This is a genomic window from Agrobacterium tumefaciens, assembly GCA_025560025.1.
Classification (GTDB): Bacteria; Pseudomonadota; Alphaproteobacteria; order Rhizobiales; family Rhizobiaceae; genus Agrobacterium.
Genome location: CP048487.1, coordinates 39,244 through 61,823, shown reverse-complemented (window position 1 = coordinate 61,823; position 22,580 = coordinate 39,244). Strand labels below are relative to the sequence as shown.

At 56.9% G+C, this 22,580-nt stretch carries 23 protein-coding genes and 2 pseudogenes; 12 read left to right on the top strand and 13 right to left on the bottom strand.

Translation table 11 applies throughout. From position 1 onward, the window contains the following. The first annotated feature begins 14 nt into the window (after nt 1–14). Complete coding sequence (locus FY152_23910; GenBank protein ID UXS35222.1) at nt 15–620, top strand: amino acid transporter; 606 nt, start codon at nt 15–17, stop codon at nt 618–620. A 36-nt stretch (nt 621–656) separates the two neighbouring features. Here the strand turns inward: FY152_23910 and FY152_23905 are convergent. Beyond that, nucleotides 657–1,131 (bottom strand): annotated as a pseudogene (locus tag FY152_23905) (Lrp/AsnC family transcriptional regulator). A 102-nt stretch (nt 1,132–1,233) separates the two neighbouring features. Between FY152_23905 and FY152_23900 the strand changes: the two are divergent. Then, complete coding sequence (locus FY152_23900; protein UXS35221.1) at nt 1,234–1,767, top strand: serine hydrolase family protein; 534 nt, start codon at nt 1,234–1,236, stop codon at nt 1,765–1,767. Nucleotides 1,768–2,189: 422 nt separating this feature from the next. Next, nucleotides 2,190–2,566 (top strand): annotated as a pseudogene (locus tag FY152_23895) (VOC family protein). Nucleotides 2,567–2,634: 68 nt separating this feature from the next. On the opposite strand, the gene FY152_23890 reads toward FY152_23895, so the two are convergent. From FY152_23890 to FY152_23875, 4 genes are all read right to left on the bottom strand, one after another. Further along, nucleotides 2,635–3,846 carry a multidrug effflux MFS transporter gene (locus FY152_23890; protein ID UXS35220.1) on the bottom strand — a complete coding sequence of 404 codons (1,212 nt, stop codon included), beginning with the start codon at nt 3,844–3,846 and terminating at the stop codon, nt 2,635–2,637. A 56-nt stretch (nt 3,847–3,902) separates the two neighbouring features. Then, entirely contained in the window at nt 3,903–4,361 is a 459-nt protein-coding gene (locus FY152_23885) for a hypothetical protein (GenBank protein ID UXS35219.1), read from the bottom strand. Nucleotides 4,362–4,375: 14 nt separating this feature from the next. Continuing rightward, complete coding sequence (locus FY152_23880; protein ID UXS35218.1) at nt 4,376–5,443, bottom strand: alpha/beta hydrolase; 1,068 nt, start codon at nt 5,441–5,443, stop codon at nt 4,376–4,378. A 266-nt stretch (nt 5,444–5,709) separates the two neighbouring features. Next, nucleotides 5,710–6,231, bottom strand: a complete 522-nt coding sequence (locus FY152_23875) for a MarR family transcriptional regulator (protein ID UXS35217.1) — start codon at nt 6,229–6,231, stop codon at nt 5,710–5,712. 309 nt (nt 6,232–6,540) lie between these two features. On the opposite strand from FY152_23875, the gene FY152_23870 reads away from it, so the two are divergent. Both FY152_23870 and FY152_23865 read left to right on the top strand, forming a co-directional pair. After that, a complete protein-coding gene (locus tag FY152_23870; protein ID UXS35490.1) occupies nt 6,541–7,680 on the top strand; it encodes a CynX/NimT family MFS transporter in 1,140 nt (379 codons plus the stop codon). 127 nt (nt 7,681–7,807) lie between these two features. Then, on the top strand, nt 7,808–9,067 hold the full coding sequence (locus tag FY152_23865; protein ID UXS35216.1) for an MFS transporter: 1,260 nt from the start codon (nt 7,808–7,810) through the stop codon (nt 9,065–9,067). A gap of 34 nt (nt 9,068–9,101) precedes the next feature. Here the strand turns inward: FY152_23865 and ftrA are convergent, their stop codons facing one another. Further along, nucleotides 9,102–10,136 (bottom strand): transcriptional regulator FtrA, encoded by a 1,035-nt coding sequence (ftrA, locus tag FY152_23860; protein ID UXS35215.1) that lies wholly within the window; start codon nt 10,134–10,136, stop codon nt 9,102–9,104. Nucleotides 10,137–10,228: 92 nt separating this feature from the next. On the opposite strand from ftrA, the gene FY152_23855 reads away from it, so the two are divergent. Together FY152_23855 and FY152_23850 are read left to right on the top strand one after the other, a co-directional pair. Beyond that, nucleotides 10,229–10,609 carry a nuclear transport factor 2 family protein gene (locus FY152_23855; GenBank protein ID UXS35214.1) on the top strand — a complete coding sequence of 127 codons (381 nt, stop codon included), beginning with the start codon at nt 10,229–10,231 and terminating at the stop codon, nt 10,607–10,609. 31 nt (nt 10,610–10,640) lie between these two features. Continuing rightward, a complete protein-coding gene (locus tag FY152_23850) occupies nt 10,641–11,240 on the top strand; it encodes a gamma carbonic anhydrase family protein (GenBank protein ID UXS35213.1) in 600 nt (199 codons plus the stop codon). A gap of 411 nt (nt 11,241–11,651) precedes the next feature. Here FY152_23850 and FY152_23845 read toward each other — a convergent pair whose 3' ends face one another. Beyond that, the gene (locus tag FY152_23845) at nt 11,652–12,446 is read right to left on the bottom strand and encodes an AraC family transcriptional regulator (protein UXS35212.1); all 795 of its coding nucleotides are present in this window, start codon (nt 12,444–12,446) and stop codon (nt 11,652–11,654) included. 84 nt (nt 12,447–12,530) lie between these two features. Between FY152_23845 and FY152_23840 the strand changes: the two genes are divergently transcribed. Both FY152_23840 and FY152_23835 read left to right on the top strand, forming a co-directional pair. After that, on the top strand, nt 12,531–13,247 hold the full coding sequence (locus FY152_23840; GenBank protein UXS35211.1) for a class I SAM-dependent methyltransferase: 717 nt from the start codon (nt 12,531–12,533) through the stop codon (nt 13,245–13,247). Nucleotides 13,248–13,906: 659 nt separating this feature from the next. Then, nucleotides 13,907–14,122: a hypothetical protein gene (locus FY152_23835; protein UXS35210.1), complete on the top strand. Its 216-nt coding sequence runs from the start codon at nt 13,907–13,909 to the stop codon at nt 14,120–14,122. 78 nt (nt 14,123–14,200) lie between these two features. On the opposite strand, the gene FY152_23830 is transcribed toward FY152_23835, so the two are convergent. Both FY152_23830 and FY152_23825 read right to left on the bottom strand, forming a co-directional pair. Further along, nucleotides 14,201–14,518 (bottom strand): winged helix-turn-helix transcriptional regulator, encoded by a 318-nt coding sequence (locus FY152_23830; protein UXS35489.1) that lies wholly within the window; start codon nt 14,516–14,518, stop codon nt 14,201–14,203. A 138-nt stretch (nt 14,519–14,656) separates the two neighbouring features. Then, nucleotides 14,657–16,003, bottom strand: coding sequence for an MFS transporter (locus tag FY152_23825; GenBank protein UXS35209.1), 1,347 nt, complete (start codon nt 16,001–16,003; stop codon nt 14,657–14,659). Between the two features lie 109 nt (nt 16,004–16,112). Between FY152_23825 and FY152_23820 the strand changes: the two genes are divergently transcribed. Beyond that, a complete protein-coding gene (locus FY152_23820) occupies nt 16,113–16,427 on the top strand; it encodes a hypothetical protein (protein ID UXS35488.1) in 315 nt (104 codons plus the stop codon). Between the two features lie 140 nt (nt 16,428–16,567). Here the strand turns inward: FY152_23820 and FY152_23815 are convergent, their stop codons facing one another. After that, complete coding sequence (locus FY152_23815; protein ID UXS35208.1) at nt 16,568–17,653, bottom strand: PAS domain S-box protein; 1,086 nt, start codon at nt 17,651–17,653, stop codon at nt 16,568–16,570. 395 nt (nt 17,654–18,048) lie between these two features. Between FY152_23815 and FY152_23810 the strand changes: the two genes are divergently transcribed. Further along, a complete protein-coding gene (locus FY152_23810; protein UXS35487.1) occupies nt 18,049–18,291 on the top strand; it encodes a hypothetical protein in 243 nt (80 codons plus the stop codon). Between the two features lie 1,268 nt (nt 18,292–19,559). Here the strand turns inward: FY152_23810 and FY152_23805 are convergent. Next, on the bottom strand, nt 19,560–19,886 hold the full coding sequence (locus FY152_23805) for a hypothetical protein (GenBank protein ID UXS35486.1): 327 nt from the start codon (nt 19,884–19,886) through the stop codon (nt 19,560–19,562). Nucleotides 19,887–20,199: 313 nt separating this feature from the next. Between FY152_23805 and FY152_23800 the strand changes: the two genes are divergently transcribed. Beyond that, a complete protein-coding gene (locus tag FY152_23800) occupies nt 20,200–20,823 on the top strand; it encodes a plasmid pRiA4b ORF-3 family protein (protein UXS35485.1) in 624 nt (207 codons plus the stop codon). Between the two features lie 888 nt (nt 20,824–21,711). On the opposite strand, the gene FY152_23795 is transcribed toward FY152_23800, so the two are convergent. Together FY152_23795 and FY152_23790 are read right to left on the bottom strand one after the other, a co-directional pair. Continuing rightward, entirely contained in the window at nt 21,712–21,996 is a 285-nt protein-coding gene (locus FY152_23795) for a hypothetical protein (GenBank protein ID UXS35207.1), read from the bottom strand. 205 nt (nt 21,997–22,201) lie between these two features. After that, nucleotides 22,202–22,441, bottom strand: a complete 240-nt coding sequence (locus FY152_23790; protein UXS35206.1) for a hypothetical protein — start codon at nt 22,439–22,441, stop codon at nt 22,202–22,204. Between the last annotated feature and the right edge of the window lie 139 nt (nt 22,442–22,580).

The window sequence follows — 22,580 nt, the reverse complement described above, 5'->3', positions numbered from 1 at the left end:
GGAGAAACGCTTCAATGCAGCCACCACCAGATGACGCTTGGGAAGCATGGTCCCCGGAGGAGTTGGTCGCTCGTCTCGGCCGTGCTGACACCGACTGGTATATTGTAGGCGGCTGGGCCCTGGATCTTTGGCACGGCGAGCAGACCCGCGCACATGAAGACCTTGAGTTTTCGGTGCCTGCATGCCAGGCCCAAGGCTATCGCAGCGTCCTGTCGGATCTGGAGTTCTTTACAGCGAGGGATGGCAAACTCGATCATCTCCCCCGGGTAGAACCACTGCCCGAGGATGTTTGGCAGCTCTGGGGTGCGGATATCGGTGCCGGGCGTTGGCGCGTCGACATGATGGTCGATCGGGGATCGCTGGACATGTGGGTCTACAAACGCGATCCATCTTTGACCCTTCCCAGAGCCAAAGCCATACGCGCGACAGCCGGCGGCATCCGGTATCTCGCGCCACACATCGTCCTGCTCTTCAAAGCCAGGCACGCCCGCGAGAAAGATGATCAGGACTTCCGCAATGCTTTACCTCGCTTGGAATCCACAGAGAGATCCGCCCTTCATCGATGGTTGGAGGCACTGCATCCAGGACATGCCTGGATTCAAGAACTTCGACCCGGCTGACCGTCTACCTGGAGCAGAATTCCAGGTCTTGGACACCTAGCCTTTCAGTAGCTCACGTCCAATACGCTTGACCGGCTCGCTGCGCAGAACGATCGCCGTAGTGACCGAACCATAGCGAGCAACCGCATCGACAGTGCCTTCCAGCTCGGCTGGTGTGGGCACGATCACTTTCAGATGGAAGCAGTCCTCTCCTGTCAGCCTCAGGACCTCAATGACCTGCGGCATCTCGGAAAACTGCTTCAGACAAGTTTTGATGTGTTCGTGTGTGGTGCGCAGGCGGACGATCGCCATCATTCCAAGACCTACAGAAGCAGGATCGATGACAGCCCTGTAGCCGTTGATGATGCCGCGTTCTTCAAGCCGTTTCAGGCTGTTCGGACGTGGCCGGCTGAGAGAGGCCGACCCTTCTTCCAAGTTCAGAAACGCTGATGCGCCCGTCGTCCTGCAATATTTCGATCATGGAAATGTCTGTTGGATCGAGTTCGGTACGGGCGTCGAAATGCTTTGTCATGACCTTGAATCTATCGGGTTTCGGAGTTCTTTTCCGATGAATGCCTATTTTTCTCGTTCTCGTAAATGCCCATCATGGCGGCGAACAACGAAGAGGCGCAGTATGACAGAAATCATTCATTTGCCGGGTATCGGCAATTCCGGCAAGCTCCACTGGCATACACTTTGGGAGGACGCCGAATCCTCCATAAGCCGTTTTGCCCCGACAAGTTGGGATGACCCAGATCTTTCCAACTGGATCGTGGCGTTGGAGGTAGCCGTGCGTGCCGCGCAAACGTCGCCCATTCTGGTTGCCCATAGCCTGGCCTGCCTGCTCGTCGCCCATTGGCATCAAGTTTCCGATCTGCAAATCAGAGGGGCGATGTTGGTTGCCGTGCCTGACCCGGCATCTCCGGCTTTTCCCCCACAGGCGATAAGCTTTGCAGGCGCGCCTGAGGCTAAATTCCGATTTCCCTCTCTTATCGTGGCAAGCACCAATGATCCCTACGGTTCACTGCCTTATGTCAAGATGCGGGCAGAGCAATGGGGCGGCGATTTAAAGGTGGTCGGCGCGGCTGGCCATATCAACGACCAAAGCCAACTTGGCGATTGGCCAGAGGGTCTGGCACTTCTGAGAGCTTTCATGAGCCGCGTGTGATCCGTTGGATCGAGGTCGTCACGCAGTCCCTCGGCAGATCGGCGATCAGCAAATCGATGCTGCAGGCTCTTGCGGTGGAGGCGACATTCACTTTTCGTAATACATCCCTCCAACTGCCGATAACCTTGTCGTCCTTCACCACTTGCCTATTGCCATAGACGCCGGGCAGCGGAAGTGGTTGTCGCTGGAATTACCGATAGCGAAGGAAATCGCATCGCAGTTTAATTTACATGACCGAGGCCGAAATCCTGATCTTACGACAGTCTTCGGAGTTCAGCGACAAAATCCCTATTCCCCGAGGGACCGAGACAGGTTAAACAGACCTCGTAGGCACCGTCCTGCTGATTCAAACAACAAAGCGCACCACATCGACCAGCACCGTCTGGAGATGAGATCGCGGCTTTGCAATCAGAGGCTCTGCGATGCACGATATCGCCAGTCACGGCGTCCGTTTTGGACGAATTGCCGCCACGCTCCCCGTAAGGGACATGAGTAAGTCCCATAGTTTTTATACCCAGGTTCTCGGCTTCCAGAAGATTTTCGAGAACGGTAATCCTGTCGGCTTCATGATCCTGAAGCGCGATCAGGGTGAGCTACATCTGACCTTGCAGCCGGTCACAAAGCTGCGGATTTCAATGTTGCCCACCTGGTGGTGGATGACATTGATGCCCTCCATGCTGTTTGCAAGCGACACGGCGCAAGGATCATCAAAAGCCTTCAGGACAAGGATTACGGCCTGCGAGCATTTGTATTCGAGGACCCGGACGGGAATCGTATCGATGTCGGCCAGGTGATTTAAAGCCGCTACGCAAAGCCGGGCGAATTGACGTTTGTTCGGCTTTCATGAATTCCTGTCTTGGCTTCTGCTTAACGAGCGGCTTCGACCGGCGAGGCGTCATCCCCTGCGAGTTCCGCCAGAACCAGGGCGCTGACACCTGCGACAAAGAAACCGACTGCCAGATTTATGGCCGTTCCGTCATAGAAACTTCCTATGCCGATGGCGTACAGGGTCGCAACGAAACTCGATCCCGACGCGATCAGGGAAGCGCCCAGGCCGGCAACCTGGCCAAGAGAGCGCATCGCCATCGCGTTGAGATTGCCGAACAATATCCCAACGGCAAAGAATGCGGAAAACCCGAACAGCATTAAGGCGACAAGAGGCAGACGGCCGCCCCAGAGCATCGAGGCGAGCAGCATAAAGAGACCAACGGATGCAAGCCCGATGAAGGCGGCGCGCGCCATAGCATCCATGCCGAATTTCTGTACGAACCTTGCATTAAGGTACGATGCCAAGCCTATTCCTGTGGCCAGGACAGCAAAGTAGAATGGGAATGTTTCCTTGATCCCATAGGCGTCGAAGAACAAATCCGCCGCCGTGCTGAGATAGAGGAGCTGCGCGCCGAACACGATCCCGGTTGCGATGATCAGTAAGGTCACACGGCGCTTTGACAGGATCCGCCCGCCATTCCGAACCAACAGTGTCGGCTGGAGCGGTATGCGTTTAGGGACTGGCAATGTTTCCGGGTGTCGCATCACCAGCCAGATACCAAGCAGGAGCGCAATCGCAAGACAAATTCCGAAGACGCTGCGCCACCCGCCAAACGAGATCATGCCCTGACCCATGGCTGGAGCCAGCATCGGCACGAGAATGAAGAGCGTGAACATGAAGGACATGACGCGCGCCATCGCATCGCCGTCGAATTGATCGCGGATCATGGCCCGTGTTGCGATCTTGGGGCCCGACGCTCCTACGCCTTGAAGGAACCGGCCAATGATGACTATTTCGAGCGATCCGGCCAGCATCGCCGTGATGGTTCCGACCGCGTAGAGGCAAACACCGAGCACGAGCGCTTTCTTGCGCCCTATCGCGTCGGACAACGGCCCCACCAACAATTCCCCGAATGCCATGCCGAAGATAAAGAGTGATATGATGTGCTGCGTGGATAGCGGCGGCGCGACACCGACCTCTTCTCCGATCTGGCGTAATGCCGGCAGGAGCGCATCGATGCTGATTGAGGTCAACGAGGTTAGAAGGGCATAGAGGATAATGCGCTCGCGGAAGCTGATGGAATATGTCATGGGTCATTCACATTTTTAAGAAACATCCCGGAGATCGTGCCGGCTTCAAGAGATCGTCAGGTGCCGGGTCTTCGCATGCCTGGCTTCATGCCGTCCGGGCATTGTCCTTGATACACGGCTTCGACCGTCGAAGTCAGTTGGTCGTCTTTTCCGCCCATCCCCTCAAACAAACTGACCGAAACAAAGTGGTAACGGGATTTGAAATCCCCGTCATAGGTGACGGTGAGTTTTACCTTGCCAGTCATCGACGATTGGCAGTTCGCCTCAATTTTCTGAGGCCCGAGGCTGCCCACATTATTGGACACAACACACTCCTGCGCAAAATTCGACCAGATATCCGTCTCCACGAAGTTGGTGCGAGTGTCATCGACGCACAAACTCCCCTTTACCAAGCGATTATCCGGAGAGTCGAATACCCACAAACCCGACTGACGCTTTGGAAATTCGTCAGCGGCGGCCGCTACGTGTGGCCAGGATGCCAGCAGGGCAACAAGTGGAAGGTATTTAGGAGACATGTCGTTCTATTCCATTATTTGTTAAAAGCAGGTGACGCCGACAAAGCACTTTGCCGTCGGCGCAAATCGCCCACGCCGGTGTTTTCAAACCGCACGTGATCCACGACCTCGAGAATGGCGGCAATGACCGCGTCAGGCCGAGTGAACTGGATATAGTGTCCGGAATCAGCCAGAAGCTGGTGCCGGCTGCGCGTTGACCAGGAGGCTTCGTCCTCATGCAGCTTCCTCCAAACGTCACGACGACGCGTGTCCTCCTGCCGAGACATTTTCTCTGCATTTACAGCGTCTTTGCCGAGCGGTGCCATTGCCGTGAGCACGACCAAGGGGCGGTCACCCAAAGTGCGGAGGCCGCCGGCCTCCTCCAGCGTCTGATCGACATTCATATTCTCGGACACCACGGCCGCCAGCGATGTGCTGACAAAGGCGTTGGCCTTCTCCGTGACGCGTACCGGGACATCATGTGCGTCGTCAGCCGTCGCCATGAGGCGGATAATCCCTGTCCACGCAAGGCTCGACGCGATCTGCATAGCCTCGTTGATGTAGTCCGGCGGTGTGTTCGCAACCTCCGCGAACCGAGCGACCTGATCCGGATGCGAGGCGTCGACGAACACCAGGCCCGCGACTTCGTCACCAAATTTCCGGGTGTAGGCCATGCTGTAAGGCCCACCGATCGAATGGCCGACCAGAATTAAAGGTCCCTTCTCTCCTGCCGCGGTCAGGACAGCCCGAAGATCCTCTGCCACGGCATCGGCGTGCTGCGGCGTGGCCTTCGGCTCGCTCCACATAATTCCGGCGCGATCATAGGCACAAGCGCGAGTAAGGCGTGCGACGCTGTCATGTACCTTTGCCCACGAAAGCGTCCCATAATGGTCCAATCCCGCCTCAAGAATGACGGTCGGCGATCCTTGGCCACGGCAATCGAGGTGGATATTCCGTCCTCCCACGTCAATCAGTCTGCCCGGAGGCGGGTATTTTGCCTTGGTCCAATGCCGAGACAGTACCTCGTAGACGCTGCCCACTGCGACCGGCAGAACGACCAGTGCAACCAGGCCCAAGGAAACAAGCTTGAGCGAGAGCTTCATGTGCATCGGCGGGAGGGCCGAGAGAGCTTCAGTGCCATTATACGGCTCCGTAAGAGAGGACATACTATTGCGAATACGTTCAAAGTTCAGGTCTGGGAACGCGCTGGCATCGGGCATAGCTGGAATGGATAGCCGGTAAGGGTTTGACCATCCGGGTAGATTCGGCCGCGAAACCCTGACGCGCGCAAAAGTTGATAGCGCGCTTGTTCCCCTCGCAGGCGGCTCATCCCATCAGCATGCCTTCGGAAGAACCGCTCCTGGCGCATTCACCGTAATTTTGTATGTCGTAAGCCTGCAAGAAGCTTAATGGAAAGGGCGTTGAACTGATGTTGCTCGGCCGTTGTTAATCCTGCCAGCGCCCGGCGCTCGTTTTCGACATGCTTCGCAAGGATCCCGTCGATCAACGAGACACCTTTGGGGGTCAAAGCCACCAGTGTACCCCGTCGATCGGTCGGATGGTTTCGTCGCTCCGCCAAACCCTCTCGTTCAAGGCGATCTATACGAGCCGTCATTCCACCTGAAGAGAGCATTGCGGATTCATAGAGCTGGGTGGGGGTGAGTTCGTAGGGTGCACCCGAGCGCCGCAATGTTGCCAATACGTCGAACTCCCCGCTTTGTAGGCCATGCTCTGCAAAAAAGGGGATGAGACGATCGCGCATGATGATCAGCGTGATCTCTCCGAGACGGCCGAGCACCTCCATCGGAAAGGGATCAATGTCAGGTCGTTCCCTCCGCCACTGTTCTGCTGCAGCGGCTGCGGGATCCAAGCCGTTGATAGGCTCACTCATGTTCGTGCCTCGCTTCTAAGAATGTTCGCGATGATTCAACCGTGTACCGGTAGCTACTGTCATGGCCGGTCGCGGATCCAACTGGCATATCTGGCTTTCTGTTCTCTGAGCATCGGTTCAGCCGTTAGTTTTTAATCCTGCGCAAGCACGCAACTCGTCGACGCGGTCGCACAAACCTGTTGCTGCTTTCAACCATGTAGTTTATCTCGATGTCAAGATTCTTAATAGAAAGAGATATAGAAAGTGCTAAAACATCAAGATGTGCAACGCAAAAGCTATGAAACATCCTCCGCTTCGAACACCCTTTCGATAATCGCCGTTGTCGCCGTTGCGCTGAACTTGCGGCCGGCCCTTGCGGCTTTGGGCCCCGTTCTCGACCGGATTGAAGCTGCATCGGGCCTCACATCGACCGGCGCGGGCGCGCTAACCACCCTTCCGGTTTTTCTGATGGGTCTCGGGGCGCTCGCCGGCTCTTCCCTGCAGCAATGGATTGGGGATAGACGCGGCATTGCTCTGGGAGTGGCGATCATCGCTCTTGCCTGCATAGCGCGGCTCTTCTGGTTTTCCAGCGCCGGGCTTCTTGCCAGTGCGGCAGCATGCGGTCTTGGCATTGCTGGCGTTCAAGCGTTGATGCCGGGGTTCATCAAGCAGGTATTCCCGTCCGGCGCAGGGCGCGTGATGGGCTTGTACTCAACCGGCATCATGGGCGGCGCAACGCTCGCAGCCGCGACAGCGGCTGGCTTGTCCCGTTTCGTAGGCTGGGAAGCAATGCTGGGACTTTGGGGGCTGCCTGCTCTCCTCGCACTTGTTCTGTGGCAAGGAGCATCGCCTTCGGATGCCTCCTTACAGCGAACGGCATCCCGTCAAACCGTGGGTCTGTCCCCGTCACGAAGCGGCAAAGCCTGGCTCCTGCTTATCTTCTTTGGCGTCGGTACGGGCGCCTATACGCTTGTCCTGGCATGGCTGCCACCTTTCTATGTTCAACTGGGGCGCAGCGAAGATATTGCCGGCTATATGCTCGCGGGTCTTACGCTGATGGAGGTTGTCGCCGGTCTTGCTGTTTCGGCGTTCATCAATCGCTTTCCTGATCGTCGGGGACCGCTGGTCGTCGCTCTTTTCGCCATTCTCGGGGGCCTGATCTGCCTCATCATCATGCCGCTGACCATGGCACTTTCCGCGATGATCCTGCTTGGACTGGGGATCGGCGCGCTGTTTCCTCTGTCGTTGATCGTGACGCTCGATCACGCTGACGAACCGGCGAGTGCCGGCCGGCTCTTGGCCTTCGTCCAGGGCGGCGGCTACATTATCGCAAGCATCATGCCCTTTGCAGCCGGCTGGCTGCGCGGCCATTCAGATGACTTGTCACAGGCCTGGGTCATGATGGCTGTCGGCATCTGCCTGCTCATCTCGCTCGCGACGCGTTTCTCTCCTGAAAAGCGCATCATTTGACTGAATTCGCGACATGGCAGGTCGCAGCGCTCTACGTTGCAAAAATCGATGTTTCATTTGATTTAAGAGACCGGAAGTTTCGCGAATGCGGTTATACCGCCCCGACGATGAAGTTGATGAGGATGCAATGAAGCAGGAAAGACAACGACTGAACTACGTCCTGTTTCTGGTTACGGGATCAGGACTGGTGACCATCGCACGTGCAATGACGCTATCGTTCCTGGCCATCAAGCTGCAACAGTCGTTCGGGCTCGGTCCTGCCGCTATCGGTGCGCTACTGGGGATCGGTCCCCTGGTGGGCGCTGTCGCAGCTCCTTTCGCAGGCTCCCTGTCGGACAGGGTGGGCCGCAGGACCATGCTGACGCTTACCCTGCTTTCCATGGCGCTTGCGCTGATCGTTATGGGATTGGCGGAAACCGTCATCGCCTTTTGCGTTGCCCAGATCGTCGCCGCGGTCGCGCTCGCGATCTATGAGCCGATATCGCGCGCGCTGATGAGCGACGTGTGCCCGCAACCACTGCGCCTCAAATATTTCTCATGGCGCTACACTGCGACGAATGCGGGCTGGGCCATAGGCCCATTGATCGGCATAGCTGCGGGCGCGGCCTCCACCACTCTTTTCATCATTGCAGGCGCTGTCTATGTGGCGTTCGCCGTAGCCTTGCACCTGTTGCACGTGCCCATCCATCAAGGTGACGTCGTTCCTCAGGCGAACGCACCCGTCCCGTTGCTGGAGAGCCTTAGGGCTGCGATCCGCGATCCGCGGCTGACCTTCTTTGTCGGCGGCGGCATCCTGCTGATGGCGGTTTATGGCCAATGGTCAGCGACGCTTGCCCCGTACCTCACCAGCCATGTCGCCGGAGGCATGGAAATTTACGCCTATCTCGTTTCAATCAATGGTGCCGCTGTCCTGATCGGAAATCCGTTCGCCCGCCGGTTCATTGAACGCGTAGGCGCAATCCATGGCCTTGTGATCGGGTGCACTTTGTTTGCCTTGGGTGAAATCGGGTTCATGAGCGCCGCCGGGTTTTGGGGTCTCGCGGTCTCAATGGTCGTCTTCACAATTGGAGAGATCCTGGTTGTGCCCTGCGAATACATGCTGGTCGACGGAATTGCGAACGACCGAAACCGAGGCAGCTATTTTGGCGCTCATTCGTTCTCGACCGTCGGCAACTTCATCGGACCGACACTCGGCGGCGCCATGCTTGGTGCTTTTGGCGGAGCCGGCATGTTCCTGCTGTTTGCCGGTTTTGCGGGTCTCAGCGCCATCTTGTTCGCCGTTGGCACACGCATGCCGCCTCCGAAAGTGGCAGCACAGCAAACCCCGGCGGGTTCGTCGGAAGCGACCGTCGGACCACATATTCGCGGCGCGTTTCTTGTCGCATGAATCGTGCAGTCCCGGGGGACGGTATTCACCCCAACTAAATTGGAGAAATTTGATTGGCGCCGTTGAGGCGCATCTGGTCACCTGCTGACCGTAAGGCAAAACGATTGCGGTAAGCCACGGGGCTGACCCCGTAACATCGACCGAACTGAAGCCTCAGGTTTTCGGCGCTTCCAAGCCCAGTCACTCTGGCGATCTCATCGGGTGCGGTAGAGCTGGTTTCCAGCAGGATGCGGGCTTGCTCCAGCCGCTCCCTCAGGATCCATTTGAGCGGGGATAAACCGGTCAGGGACTGAAAGCGACGCTGAAAAGTACGCTCGCTCATACCGACGTGGCGGGCAAGTGAACTGATTGTGTGCGGATCTTGAAGGTTGGCCAGAATGTGATCGAGGATCGATGACAGGCGGTCAGCCTCTCGCCTCAATGGCACGGGGCGTTCGATGAACTGGGATTGTCCACCCTGGCGATGGCTATACATCACCAGACGACGCGCCACCGTATTGGCAAGTTCCGCCCCGAAATCCGCCCGGACGATATGCAGGCACAGATCGATGCCTGCAGAGCTGCCCGCCGAAGTCAGAATGTCCCCCTCATCGACATAGAGACAGCTCGCGTCGATTTCGATAGCTGGATAGCGGCGGGCCAGGTCCTCGGCGAAACGCCAATGCGTTGTGGCACGTCGGCCATCGAGCAGACCGGCGGCTGCGAGCACGTAAGCACCTCCACAGATGGAGATGATCCGGGCGCCGCCCCGATGAGCGCGAACCAGGGCGTCGCAGATCTGATCGGGCACAGGCGCATCGGGTCCGCGCCAGCCGGGAACGATGATCGTTCCGGCCTGATGCAGATCGGCTTCAGTGCCTGTCGCTGAGACCGTCAGGCCACCACAGGCATGAAGAACCAGATCCTCCAGCGAGACCGATTTGAACTGATACCAGTCTGGTCCTGCCTCCGGGCGATGCAGTCCAAAAACCTCGGCCGTGATTCCGAACTCAAAGGTACAGAGGCCGTCATAGACGAGGCTGACGACACGCCTGTTTGGAGGAAAGGATGGTATCTCGTTTTTTGGCATGAATGCCGTCTTATCTGGCAATCCTGCCACTGGCAACTCGGCTTGTTGGCGTGCGACACGGTCACTCGCCAACAAACGACGGAGGAAGCGCAATGAACCGCGGTACCGAGCTGCTAAACGCCATACAGACCTATTTCGATGCCCTCTACGCCTGCGATCTCGTGCTTTTCGACCGCGTCTTTCATCCGGCCTGCAGCCTGTTCGATGCAGACGAAGGCGTCATTACGGTCGACCCTATTGCCGACTACCGCCAAGTGATCGCAAAGCGTGAATCCCCCGCAAGCCGCGCGCAGGATCGCGAAGACGAGATCATCCTGATTGATTGGCTTTCGCCAGCCGCAGCGACTGTGAAGGTGAGGTTGCGAATTCACGCGAATGTCTTCGTCGACCATCTTTGCTTCGTGAAGGGCGTTGACGGTTGGCGGATCGTTGCCAAGGTCTGGCATCTCGAAACTGTACGCGCATCGTCGTAGTGGCCAGAATAGAGGCAGGAGTTCAAGAACCATGATTTTGTCGTACGAAGAACGGTTGCCATCAATCGATCCGGATGCCTGGGTTGCTAAGGACGCGACGGTCTGTGGTGATGTTGCTATTGATGCAGGTAGCAGGATCATGCATGGCGCTCGCCTGGTGGCGGAAGCCGGCGGCTCCATCCGCATCGGACGCAACTGCATCGTCTTCGAGAATGCGGTCATCCGCGCCACCAGCCGGCATGACTGCACCGTTGGGGACCACTGCATCGTTGGTCCGAACAGCCATGTGGTTGGCGCCCAAATCGACGCCGAAGTTTTTGTCGCCACCGGAGCCGCTGTGTTTCACGGGGCGCAGATCGGACATGGGTCGGAAGTCCGCATCAACGGAACCGTGCACCTGCGAACGCGGTTGGAAGCAGGCTCGACCGTGCCGATTGGTTGGGTGGCTGTCGGTGACCCCGCGCAAATTCTGTCGCCGGATCAGCACGAAGCCATTTGGGCAATCCAGAATACACTGGATTTTCCTGGGTTCGTCTATGGCGTCGATAGAAGCGCGCCCGACGTAATGAAAACGATTACGTCACGCTTGTCCGATGCTCTTGGAATTCATCGAACCGAAAGCGATTGTTAAAGCCTCGGCGTCCAAGCCCCACTCCCCGCAAAGGGCGGCCGGCACACGTCCCGATTTCTCACTATTCTGAAAGGCAGTTACTTACGCTACAGACGCGACTACGGTTTCCCGTTCCAGCGCCGCCGTGACCGAAGACCGAACCTCGATGCGCCGCATGTAGGCTGTGAGTTTCGGCCAGCGGCCAAGGTCGACGCCAATCCCTTCATCCAGCCGGGGACCGTGAATAAGCGTCTGCGACCGCGAAGAGGTTACCGCTCAGATAAGGAAGCTCGCCTCATCGTAGCGTAAATTTTGGCGGATGGTATTGCGGGAGACATGCGGATATCGGACGATCTTCGTCACCGACCAACCCTGAACATGGAAGGCGCTATGAACACGCGCAATTGCATCCACTCGCCCGGAAAAGTCTAATCAAGCTTTCCAGTTTCCATGTTCGCGAACCGCCGGCTTGAATTTTGCTCTGGACGGGGGGGAACCGAACTTGCGGGAATAAGCACGGGAAAATGCGGCGGCGCTGCCGAAGCCGACTTCGGCGGCGACCGATTTGACACTCCGTCCGGCTCGCAGTTTGGCTCGTCCCAGCGCCAGGCGCCAGCCATTGAGGTAGGCGATCGGCGGCTGGTCAACGATTTGCGTGAAGGTGGAAATAAATTGTCCGCGCGACATGCCCGCTATGGCGGCAAGGTCCGCAATCTGCCAATTTCGCGCGGGATTGTCATGTATGGCGACGAGGCTGGGATGCAGTTGGGGATGCGCTAGACCTGCCAGTAATCCCGCATCGACCGTTCCGATCGCTATCGCCTTGCGGATCGCGAGCACGACGATGATCTCGCATAGCCGCTCCTCGATGGTGCCGCCACCACAGCGGGCAACCTCGACTTCGGCCACCATCAGTTCGCACAAGCCACCCAATTTCGGTTCGTCGGCCAGTGAAAACCACAATTCGTCAGGCAGCGCACCGATCAACGGATTGGCACTGCCGCCAAAATCCACTGCGGCACCAGCGCACATAGCCGCGCCATCCGGCAGCGACGCCGTGGATCTGGCGCGATAAAGCAGATGAGTCGGTGCGCCTGCGCCATGGGTATCGACGATGAGGAGGTTCGCTGCTTCAGCGGAATCGCGACGTAAGGCGCCCAGTTGAAAGGCTTTCAGGAAAGCCGTCAGCCGATCATGTTTTTGGTCGGTATTTGAACTTTCAGTCATGTATTTCCTCCCTCTCCTGATCGTAAATCTTGTATCCTTTCTGGACGTAGCACGCCAGGCCGCCGAAAACGGACAAGAGACAGCATGACAAAGAATTCCGCAGCCAAATTCGACGCCTCCCGTGCCGGGGAATACGCACGCCAGAGCCGGATCGCGCTGGCCGGCTATGACGCCTGCCACGAGCTTTCGGCTTGCATGCTGTCGGCGGCCATGGGTGAAGGAAAGGCGGCACGGGTTCTGGTCGTCGGGGCTGGCGGCACGGCGGGCGAAATCATCGCCGCCGCACGGTTGGAGTCGAAATGGGACTTTGTGGCCATCGATCCTTCTGCACCGATGCTTGACCTTGCACGCGAACATCTGGCCAAGGCAGAAGTGTCTGACCGGGTGGAGACGGTTCTCGGAGCGGTCGCCGATCTGGATAGAGCCCCGTCGTTTGACGCCGCAATTATGATCGGCGTGCTGCACCATTTACCGGGGGACGCCGCGAAGCAGGATATTCTGACGCAGATTTCAGCGCGGCTATATCCCGAAGCACCCCTGATTGTCGCGGGAAATTACCGGGTTTACGCGTCGCAGCCCCTGCTCATGGCAGCCTGGGCAGCACGCTGGCGTATGACCGGCGCCGGCCCCGAAGAGGTGCAGGCTAAAATGGGCAAGATTCTGCAGGGTGCGGAGCCACCCCGATCGGAAGACGAGGTCATTTCATTACTGACCGGCGCAGGTTTCAAGCAACCACTTCGGTTCTTCGAGAGCCTGTTTTGGGGGGCGTGGCTGGCCCGACGGCATGAGAATACAAAATAATGCACAGTTCGCGCCAATTGCAGACGCTGTGGATGAGATGACGCCTCGCGGAGCGGAAGGCCAGCTTTCAGTTACTTCAACGCGAACGACCTGCATGGCGGCGAGAGCCACATTGCGACGTCGATCTCGTGAAGGCAGTTAATCGACTCGGCGCTACGGCCAGATTAGCAGATTCCGCGTTTCGGCTCGCCAAAGGGAAAAGGAAGAGCACCTGGAGGCCGATCTCGGTGACGCGGCGGGCACCAAGGGGACCGAAGCCGACTTTCCCGTCAGCCTTCAGATCAAGTTGGCCATCACATATAGAACCGGTAGCGCACGCCTTCGCCGACCCGCCATAGCTTTCGATGAAAGCCGGCAGATAAACGAGGCAGTTCAAGTATTTAATCAATTTAAGACGCCCGGAATGGGGCCGCGAGCGGGACTGTCCGCTGGGGTGGCGCAAAGCGTAACGCGACATTCGCGCGCCTCGGCTAGAGTTGTCTGCGTTCGGCCCTTGGCGGACTCTGAAGTTTAAGTTTGATTGGAAGCACCATAACTCGGTGTCCAGGAAAGCCGCAGCAGGCCGCAAAGTTTAGATAAAATTTACGCTAAATGCTAACGGTTTGAACCGATCCGCCCATGCTACGTTTCAGGCAAGTCGAAACGGGAGGCCGGCTACGATGATCTGGAACTTGGAGAAGCTCGAACAGGAACGTCTCGACCTTATTGAGGTCATCGACAATCTCAAAAGGTGGGAACGTTTCTCGATAGATGATCGACACATCATCTCATTGCAGATCACAGCCCATATGATGAGGCTGAGCGAATTGGATGAGAACTTGGCACGCCTGCGCGATGAAGAATGGCGCGTTACGGCGTGTCTTGCCGCCAGCTAGGCCTTGTCATGAATGAAGCGGTAAGCATCGGGGACCAGTCGCGCGCAGGCAAGAAAGCATCCCGCGCGCATATAGGCATCACCCTTTTTCAGGGTTTGCTTCAAGGAATTGCTTGACCTCTTCCAGTAGCCCGCTGACCCCCGGCATCGCGATGCGATAATAGACAACAAGTCCGTGGCGTCTTGTTTCCACGACGCCCGCCTCTCGCATTTTTGCAAGATGCTGCGAAAGCGCCGATTGCGACAGATCGATCTGGTGCGCCAACTGCGTCACGCTCCGCTCGCCTTTGAGCAATGTCAGCACGACCTCCAGTCTTTTTGCGTTTGACAGGATGTTGAGCACCTGACTGCAACGTCGCAAATAGAGGGAGCTATCCTGTTCAGACAATCGACGCATCTTCGTTCTCCCCCGCAGATTTCCATGGGTTTCGTCATAACATTTGCGTGGGTTTCCGTCTTTTCGAAAGTGCAGAATGGTCCCTGTAGGTCGATCCGGCACGGACTGCCAACGCGGGTTGTCTGGTTCCTGGCTCATTCAAAATCTCTCTGAGATTATCGGTTTCAATAAGAATTTAAAAAATTTGGAACGCTTGATTGCCTGACCGGATGCCGCCTTCTCTACCCCGTCCAGATCTGGACAATCTCTATTGTTGCAGATGCTCACCTCCCCGCTTGCGGCATTATGGAGGTTGAAACAAAAGTGCGTCGGCCACAATGACCCAGCGATTGCACTCCACGACCGCTTGCGATTCAATTGCCACAAAACGAGAAAGGCCATCGTGCTCAGAGCTCCAAGAACCGCAAGGACCGGATGCGCTCCGGTCCCCGCCATCAGCGCAGCCAGTACCGGCGGTGCCAGTGCGTTGATCAGGTTCATCGGCAAGGCAATAGTAGCCATTGCGGCGGCATAGTCGGATTTCTCAAAGAAGACGAGCGGCATTGTCGCTCGGGCAACAGCGAAAGCCCCGCTCCCTACGCCGTAGATCACGAGAAAGCCAGCCACAGACAGGATGCCTTGACCGCCAATCCACATTACCGCAAGACCGATGGGTATCATTGCGCCGGACACGATCCCGGTGGACAGCCCGTCCCATCGATTTCCGCCGAGGAGGTCAATCACGCGCCCGCCGACCTTAAAGACCCCCAAAAGCGAGGCAACCGCGACGGCTCTGGCAAGTTCCATTCCGGTCGCCTGCAAGAGTTGGATGCCTACCGCTTCAATGCCAAACGTCACGAAGCTGTTCAAAGCGATGGCGGTCACGAGAAGGGCGAAGACAGGGCCCTTGCGAGCACTTCTTGCGCTGGTGGCAGGCACGGTCGCTGTTCCAGTCGCCGGCAGGCCGATTAGAACGAGCGGGCAGACGACAAAAGCCATGATACCGGCATAGATTAGAACTGTTGCACGCCAGCCAACTCCACTCTCGAGAAATGCGGTAACGGGCCAGAAGACGCTGCCCGCAAGACCCGTCACCAGCATTAATGTGCCAATGAGACTGCGCGCCCGATCCTCTGCGTAATCCGCAATATAAGCATAAGCCGATGGTGTCAGAAACATCGAGCCTGCCATCCCGATCAATACCCAAGCAGCCCAGAATAGCGAAAGGCTCGGCATCAAAGCCAGGAGGCTAAGCCCTGCCCCGATCAGGCCTGCGCCCACTGCCATGACTGAACGTGCTCCAAACATGCGAAATGCGCGGCCCGTCCAAGGGGCGGCGAGCCCCATCGTGACGAACATCAAAGACGTCCCCACGAAGACCATCGGCAGCGAGGTTCGGAATTCTTTCGCGACCGTTGTCGCGATCACAGGCAGGATACTCACCATGCCCCAACCGGTGATCTGGGTGAGCGCAAGCAGGAACAACACAAAGAGATGACGATGCATTGTTCACTCGTAGAGCCGAAGTATGACGCTCGGATAACAGCAACGGCAAAACCGCGTCGCTTGCCATAGAAACGAAACGAGACCTCTATCCAGTGGGCAGAGACAGCGGATTTCCATCGCGCGGGCATTCCTCAAAAACGCTCCGGTCCTCATCCTCGATGAGGCAACGTCCCATCTCGATGCAGCCAGTGAGGCGCATGTTCGCAGGGCTCTCGATGAGCTGATGGTTGATCGAATGACAATCATCATCGCTCATCGTCTTTCGACCATTCGGGCTGCCGACGAAATTCTTGTTATGCGCGATGGTCGGATCGTAGAGCGAGGAGCGCATCACGACCTGGTGGAAATGGGAGGATTTTACGCTGACTTGATCGGCCATCAATCGGCAGGTAACGTCCGGGCCGCGGCCGCTGTAGCGGGCTGACGGTTTCGGCTTGTGTGCATGTTCGCGATCGGCCCGTTCAGCGATGCGCCGACCGTGACGTCCTCGATTGCGCGCCTGCGGTAGGCTACCCTGATCGCTTCCCGCAGGATCATATTTCGTGGAACGCGTTCGTTCCCGGCTTATGTCTCGGTTGCAAGCGCAAACAGGTCGCGCGGAAGAGTGAGCTTAATCAGAAGTCCGCGCGGTTGCCACTCTCTCGATACCCGGGCATTCAGGCTCTGCACCAACATCTTTTCGAGGGTCGTTCCAAAGCCAGTTTTCTCGGCCTGCCCGGCTGTTGCGGCTCTCGCGTTCGATTCCTGCCATGCGATCTCGAAACAGTCCGGCTCTGACGTCACCGTCACATCCAGTTGTCCGTCCGCCGCAGAAAGAGCACCGTATTTCACTGCGTTGGTAGCATACTCGTGAAACAGCAGCGCAAGACTTGTCACGCGTTCCGCACTGATGTGCGGGTCCTCGCCATGCAGATGCCATCGCCCGGCGTCTTTGTCTGCAAACGGAGAAAGCAGGTTCGACAGGAGATTAAAGAGGGTCGTGGATCGTTCCGATGGGGATTCGCCGCCGCTGAAGCTGGGCAAGGTCAGCTGGTGAGCATGCGATAAAGCAATCAAACGGTTCTTCATGCCGTCGGCGAGTTCAGCAGGCGTCTGCGCCGTGCGTGCGGCCAGAGTTATAATGCTGCCGGTGATCGTAAAAAGATTTTTTACCCGATGATGCATCTCCCGGAGCAGCATATCCTGATGTTCTGCTGCACGTTTCCGCTCAGAGATGTCACGGGCGATCTTGGACGCGCCGATGATCGTGCCGTCACCGGCCCGGATGGGTGAGATCGTGAGGGAAATGTCAATGAGGGTGCCGTCCTTGCGACGGCGGACTGTCTCGAAATGATCGACACGCTCTCCCGCGTTGATCCTTGCAAGGATCGCAGGCTCTTCGTCCAGACGATCCTCCGGGATCAGCATGGTAATTGGTCGTCCCACTGCTTCGTCAGCTGAATAGCCGAACAGCCGCTCCGCGCTCAGGTTCCAGGTGGTAATGATCCCTTGCAACGATTTGCTGATGATGGCGTCCTCGGACGATTCGACGATTGCCGCAAGGAAAGCCGCAGCTTCATATCCCGGCTGCGCTCCTTTCAATTGTGTCAGCCGCCGCTGCAGACGGGCTTCGTTCGTTGCGCCATCATCGGCGTGGGGATATTCTTCCATCTCATGGGTACTCGTCGAATGCTGAAATGTCTGCTGGCAGGCTCGCAGAAGACCCAATAAACTTGAAGATATTATATTTTGACCCCTGCGCAAGAGCTGTGGTGATGGCGCACAATCGTCGCATTCCCGATCGTCGCAATACGACATCATTGGAGAGCTCGCCGATTTTGTCGAGAAGCGCGGCAAACGCCTCAAAGCGGTCAAGATTACCAAAAATCCTGGACATCACAATTGGATGTTGCCGCATCGAAAAAGTGTCGAACGCCCCGGCGTGCGAGACCAAACGTCAACGGATCGTAACTCAGCCGGGGCGTTAACCATATCTGGAAACGCTGGTCCAAATCCCCTGTGGTTGTTAATTGTTGGTAAACAGGGCGATTGGGTGGGGCCACAAAGTGAGCTTTGTGCTGGAAAAACATTGGGAACGGCTGCTTGAGGAAATCGCCGCTTGCGAAATGGCAGTTAGGGAGATCGAAATCGATCTTCGCCTCCGGGCAATGGCGAATAACGTCAACGAAAGAGAGTTGATCCTCCTGCGACGGCTAAAAGAGGAAAAGGCCGATCTGCTTTATCGTTGCCTGAACCTGAAAGAAGCGTTCATCGCGTTGCTGCGTGAAAACGATTTCGCAGCCGGGTAGTCCTCCGGCTCAGATCGAAGGCCACCAACGCAAACCCTTGGTCACATCATTTTTTTGAATAGCGTTATCCGAGACCGCGCCGCAGTCCAGAACGCGATACTTTCCAAGTGGTCGCACGGCCTGACGCAAGGCCAAGTCACAAAGCTCAAGCTCATAAAACGGCAAAAACTACCGCCGCGGAAAACCTGATCTACTTGAGGTGCGCATCGTGGGAGGACCGTGATATAATCGGTAGCGATGCTGGCGCCGCATTCCGCCGATGAGACAGGCCTATCGAGCAAGAAGCCCAGCCTTCGACGCTGTCGTGACCATTCTGTCCACCTGCTGAAAGCCGAGAGGCCGAGCGACAGGTTCGCTCCGTCGCATGTCATATGAAAGCTGCCCGCCTCCCCGGCCTATAAGGACATCTCCGGATACGTTGCCACATCCTGAGATCCGGCAACGACAGCTTCCGCCCAACAGACTGGCTCCTAGCCCTGGCGCATTAAGGCGCGGATGGTGCTTTCACCTGTGATGATCGCTGGTTCACTAAATATAAGCCAAAAGAGATAAACCAGACCGCCCAAAAACGTTGCGCAGCCAGTGGCCAGAAAGGCAATACCGAGATACATCAATGCCAAATGCCCGTTGTTCATCTTTCTTAAGCCGGCAACCTTGAATAGCACTATTACATTACGTGCGACGCTATTCTTTTCAAGATGCTACCGGTCAAGCAATGGACCCAATGTCCGTCAGGGACTACAGTCGGCGGCTTGTCGCTTGAATAGCACCGAGATTTGTAGAGGATTGGATTTCAGCGAGTGGCGCGCGGCATCCAGCCGCGCTGCCTTGGGAATGTTTGAGATTGATGATGATCGCCGCCACAGGAGCCTCAGGTTTACCCGCTTCCATCACGTCATATGTGCCCTCGTCCCGCGAACCGTACGGATCCATGATCGTTTCGAAATCCGGAGAGCTGGTGGAATAAGGCAATCTGCTTTGACGCCTGAATTCCGGGCTTGTATCGAAACGAAAAAGCCTGCCGCGGGAGGAGGTGCGGCAGGCTTTCGAAAGAATTGAACAACGGCTGGGAGGAGGAGTGCCGCTGTTCCGTCAGGCGTCCCTTGGGAGGAGGATGGGTCACCTGAAACACGAAGCTCTGCGGGAGGAGGTGCATTGCTTCGATGTCCTGAAGATACCAGAGGCTGCCCCGATCGCTAGCGCTCAGATCGCAGCACAGCCATGCGCTTGCTGCAATGCAACGTAATCTTGTGCTCATTTTTCGGCCATTATGGTGTAGGCGCAGCTTTCTCCGTACTCGGCTCGAAGCCGAGAACGAATTCGACCACCGTCGCAGAGGACATTTCGCACGGCATCAGCATCGGCCCCGACCCAATCAATCGATAGAAGTTAAAGCTGACGATATCGGTTCCGCCAAGCTCCTCGCCATAAAGCCAGGTTCGTTTGCCATCCTCCGACCCCTTGACGGTCACGCCCCATGATCGATTACCAAAATTTCCGTCAACATAGCCTTCCGGCAATTTCGCAAGCGCTTCTTCGAACGTCGCCAGGACAGGTGGAGGTGCTTTTCTGTAGGAGGTCAAGGCGCGAGCAATTCGTCACAGATCCCGCAGCCGTCGTCATCCATGCTGGATGCCGGGCGCAACTTTCCACAACACGGACATGTCGTTGCATCCGACGCCCACGTTTCATCGCGATCCGGCGGAAGAATTTCGATGCAGACTTTCGACAGCAGATCGGCCGCGCTTTGATCCATGCGATGCTCCTGTTCAGGGTCATCTCAGAGATAGTGAGCATCGAAGGCTGCACAAGCCGTCGGATCGCCGCCAGGACGATCCAACTCCAATAAAAGTGCCACGATCGAGCGGCCTTCTTGACGATCTTCTCCCAACCTTGTTCATTCTTCCAATGTTCAAAGCCGCAAACGCTGTGCAGATCAGAGTTTCCATCGACGAGATCGAGCCGGACGTCTGGCGCCGTTTGGTCCTGCCTGCCCATTGGAACCTGGAGCACCTGCATCTCGGAATTCAGGCCGCATTCAACTGGTGGAACTATCATCTCTATGAATTCCGCATCGGTGGTCTGCGGTATGGCGACGTCGAGGCCCTGATGGAGGATGCGACCGATGACGATCCTCGGGTCTTCGATCAGAGAGAGGTTCGCTTGCTGGACTTCGAGCAAGGTGCAGTCTTCAGCTACCACTATGATTTCGGGGATGGCTGGCGGCATACGGTTATGGTGGAGGAGTTCCTGACGCTCGCGTCAACACCCAAAAACGGTAGCTGCATCGCCGGCGAAAGGGCGCGACCGCCGGAAGATGTTGGTGGTGTGTCAGGTTATGAGCGGTTCCTGGAGATCATCGCCGATCGGGAAGATCCAGAATATGCCGAGACCATTCGTTGGTGCGGTGGCTACTTTGACCCGGAATGGTTCGACCTGGCGGTGGTGGACAAGGATCTCCGCAACGCTCTGCGCTCAAACGTCAAACGGCGTCTGTATCAACCGAAACAGAAAGTCTTACCTAAGAAATGAGTTGAGTAAGGGTTCAAGGTCGAACAAGTTGAAAGGGTCTGAGGCGAAATCCAATAGCTTAACGGACCCTCCATGCCTGAAGAGGCCGTCGATCGGCGATGAAAGAAGGTGACGGGTATCGGCGGGGAATTCGAGAAAGCTGACATTACATCCGACAGGCACGCAGTCCGCGCGGCATTTCGCGCAGGTTCAATCGAATACTGCGGTAGAAGTGCAAATCAGCGAGAGCACCTCTCTGAGGTGCCTTATTTGGTGGACTTGCTGGGTTTGAGGGACGGTGTATTCCCTGGTGTGCTTTTGTTATCACGGCGGCGCTGATCCGGTTTCCCTGTGGATTTCGCTATCGGCTTTGGTCCTGGTTTAAGTGCCATGAATGCTCTCCTTCCTTGATCTACGAAAATAAGCCTGCGCGTACCTTATGACGGGGACTCAGAGCACAGCAATACTATGCAACAGTCCACACTAGTTCTGGCTGAAGTCAAGGCCTAATGGAATATTCATACAGTAGCAACACCCCACGAAAATCGGCCACTAGGCCGGAGGCACTTTGCCTCACTGTCCCTATCAGCGGCGGTGAGGGGCGATCGGGTTATTCCGTATGGACGAAGTTTCCGAGCGCCTGCTGTCGGCCAGGATTGGCGTCAGCCTCGGCCGGTGAGTTGGTTGAGGTGCTACCGTCTGTTTCAGGAGCAAAGCCTGCTCCCTGCGCTGTTATTCACAAATTCCCTCAGCGTGAGACCCGTAAGCTCATCAGGAACTTGGCTTGATAGTATCACCGATTGGTAAGCGATGTGTCGATCACACTTGACCAAAAGTACGGTGCTCACCTGTAAGATCAGTGGTGTTCAGCGCCAAGCGACTGAGTGGTCATCGCAGTCAATCTGCAATTCACATACTGTCGATAAAAGGGCGTTGGATTCGAACCCACTCGTCCGGATATGGCTCGTGATCCTGTCGGTGCTCCGTCTGGTACTCGCCCCAGCTCTGAAGCTTCCAGTATTTCGTCATGACATCGAAATAGCTGTGCCCGGTTATTTCGCCCGCCTTCACGGCCCCCTCATTGAGGAGCGCTCTAAAATTGTCTCCCATGGGACCAGCCAGACAAAGACCGGGGAGCAGTTGACCATCTGGCTCGGGATCGAGCCAGATTTCATGAACCAATTCGTTTTTCATCGACGTGTTTTACTTCAAGAACCACCCTCTAGGAAGTGGCGAGTTGGGCGCAAAGGGCAGGAGGATTCCATGGCAAAAGCTCATCGATCTGGAAGTCCACGGGTTTGGTCGCCACAATGATCCGCACGCGGTTCGACGGGAAGATCATGTCGCCACCGCCAGGGCACGCGCGATGGCGGCGATCCGGGCGGCAGACGTACCTTCCTTAAGACGGATGGTGACTGGACCGACGACGATCTCGGCGCGGGAGGCTGCTTTGACCGTCGGTGGCTCCGGCGCAGGTCTCGATGACTACGGCGGCGAACTCGGCCGCATCTTCCGGCTCGGTCAGAACCAGCTTGTCCTGTCGCGCCAGTGTTCGCCCTGACGACAGATGATTGGCCTTCAGCCCGTAACGTTCCGCTACTTCGTTCACCGTCACACCCGGCCGCAAACTCTCCGACACGACCCCCGTACCTTAACCTCGTCCGGCCATTGGCGATGAGCCTCACGTCGGCCCCGCCGCGTGGTGAGAACCTCCAACGTAGTCTCCAAGGAGAATCTCCCCTTTGCTCATCCATGGAAACTCGATAACAGATTAGGCA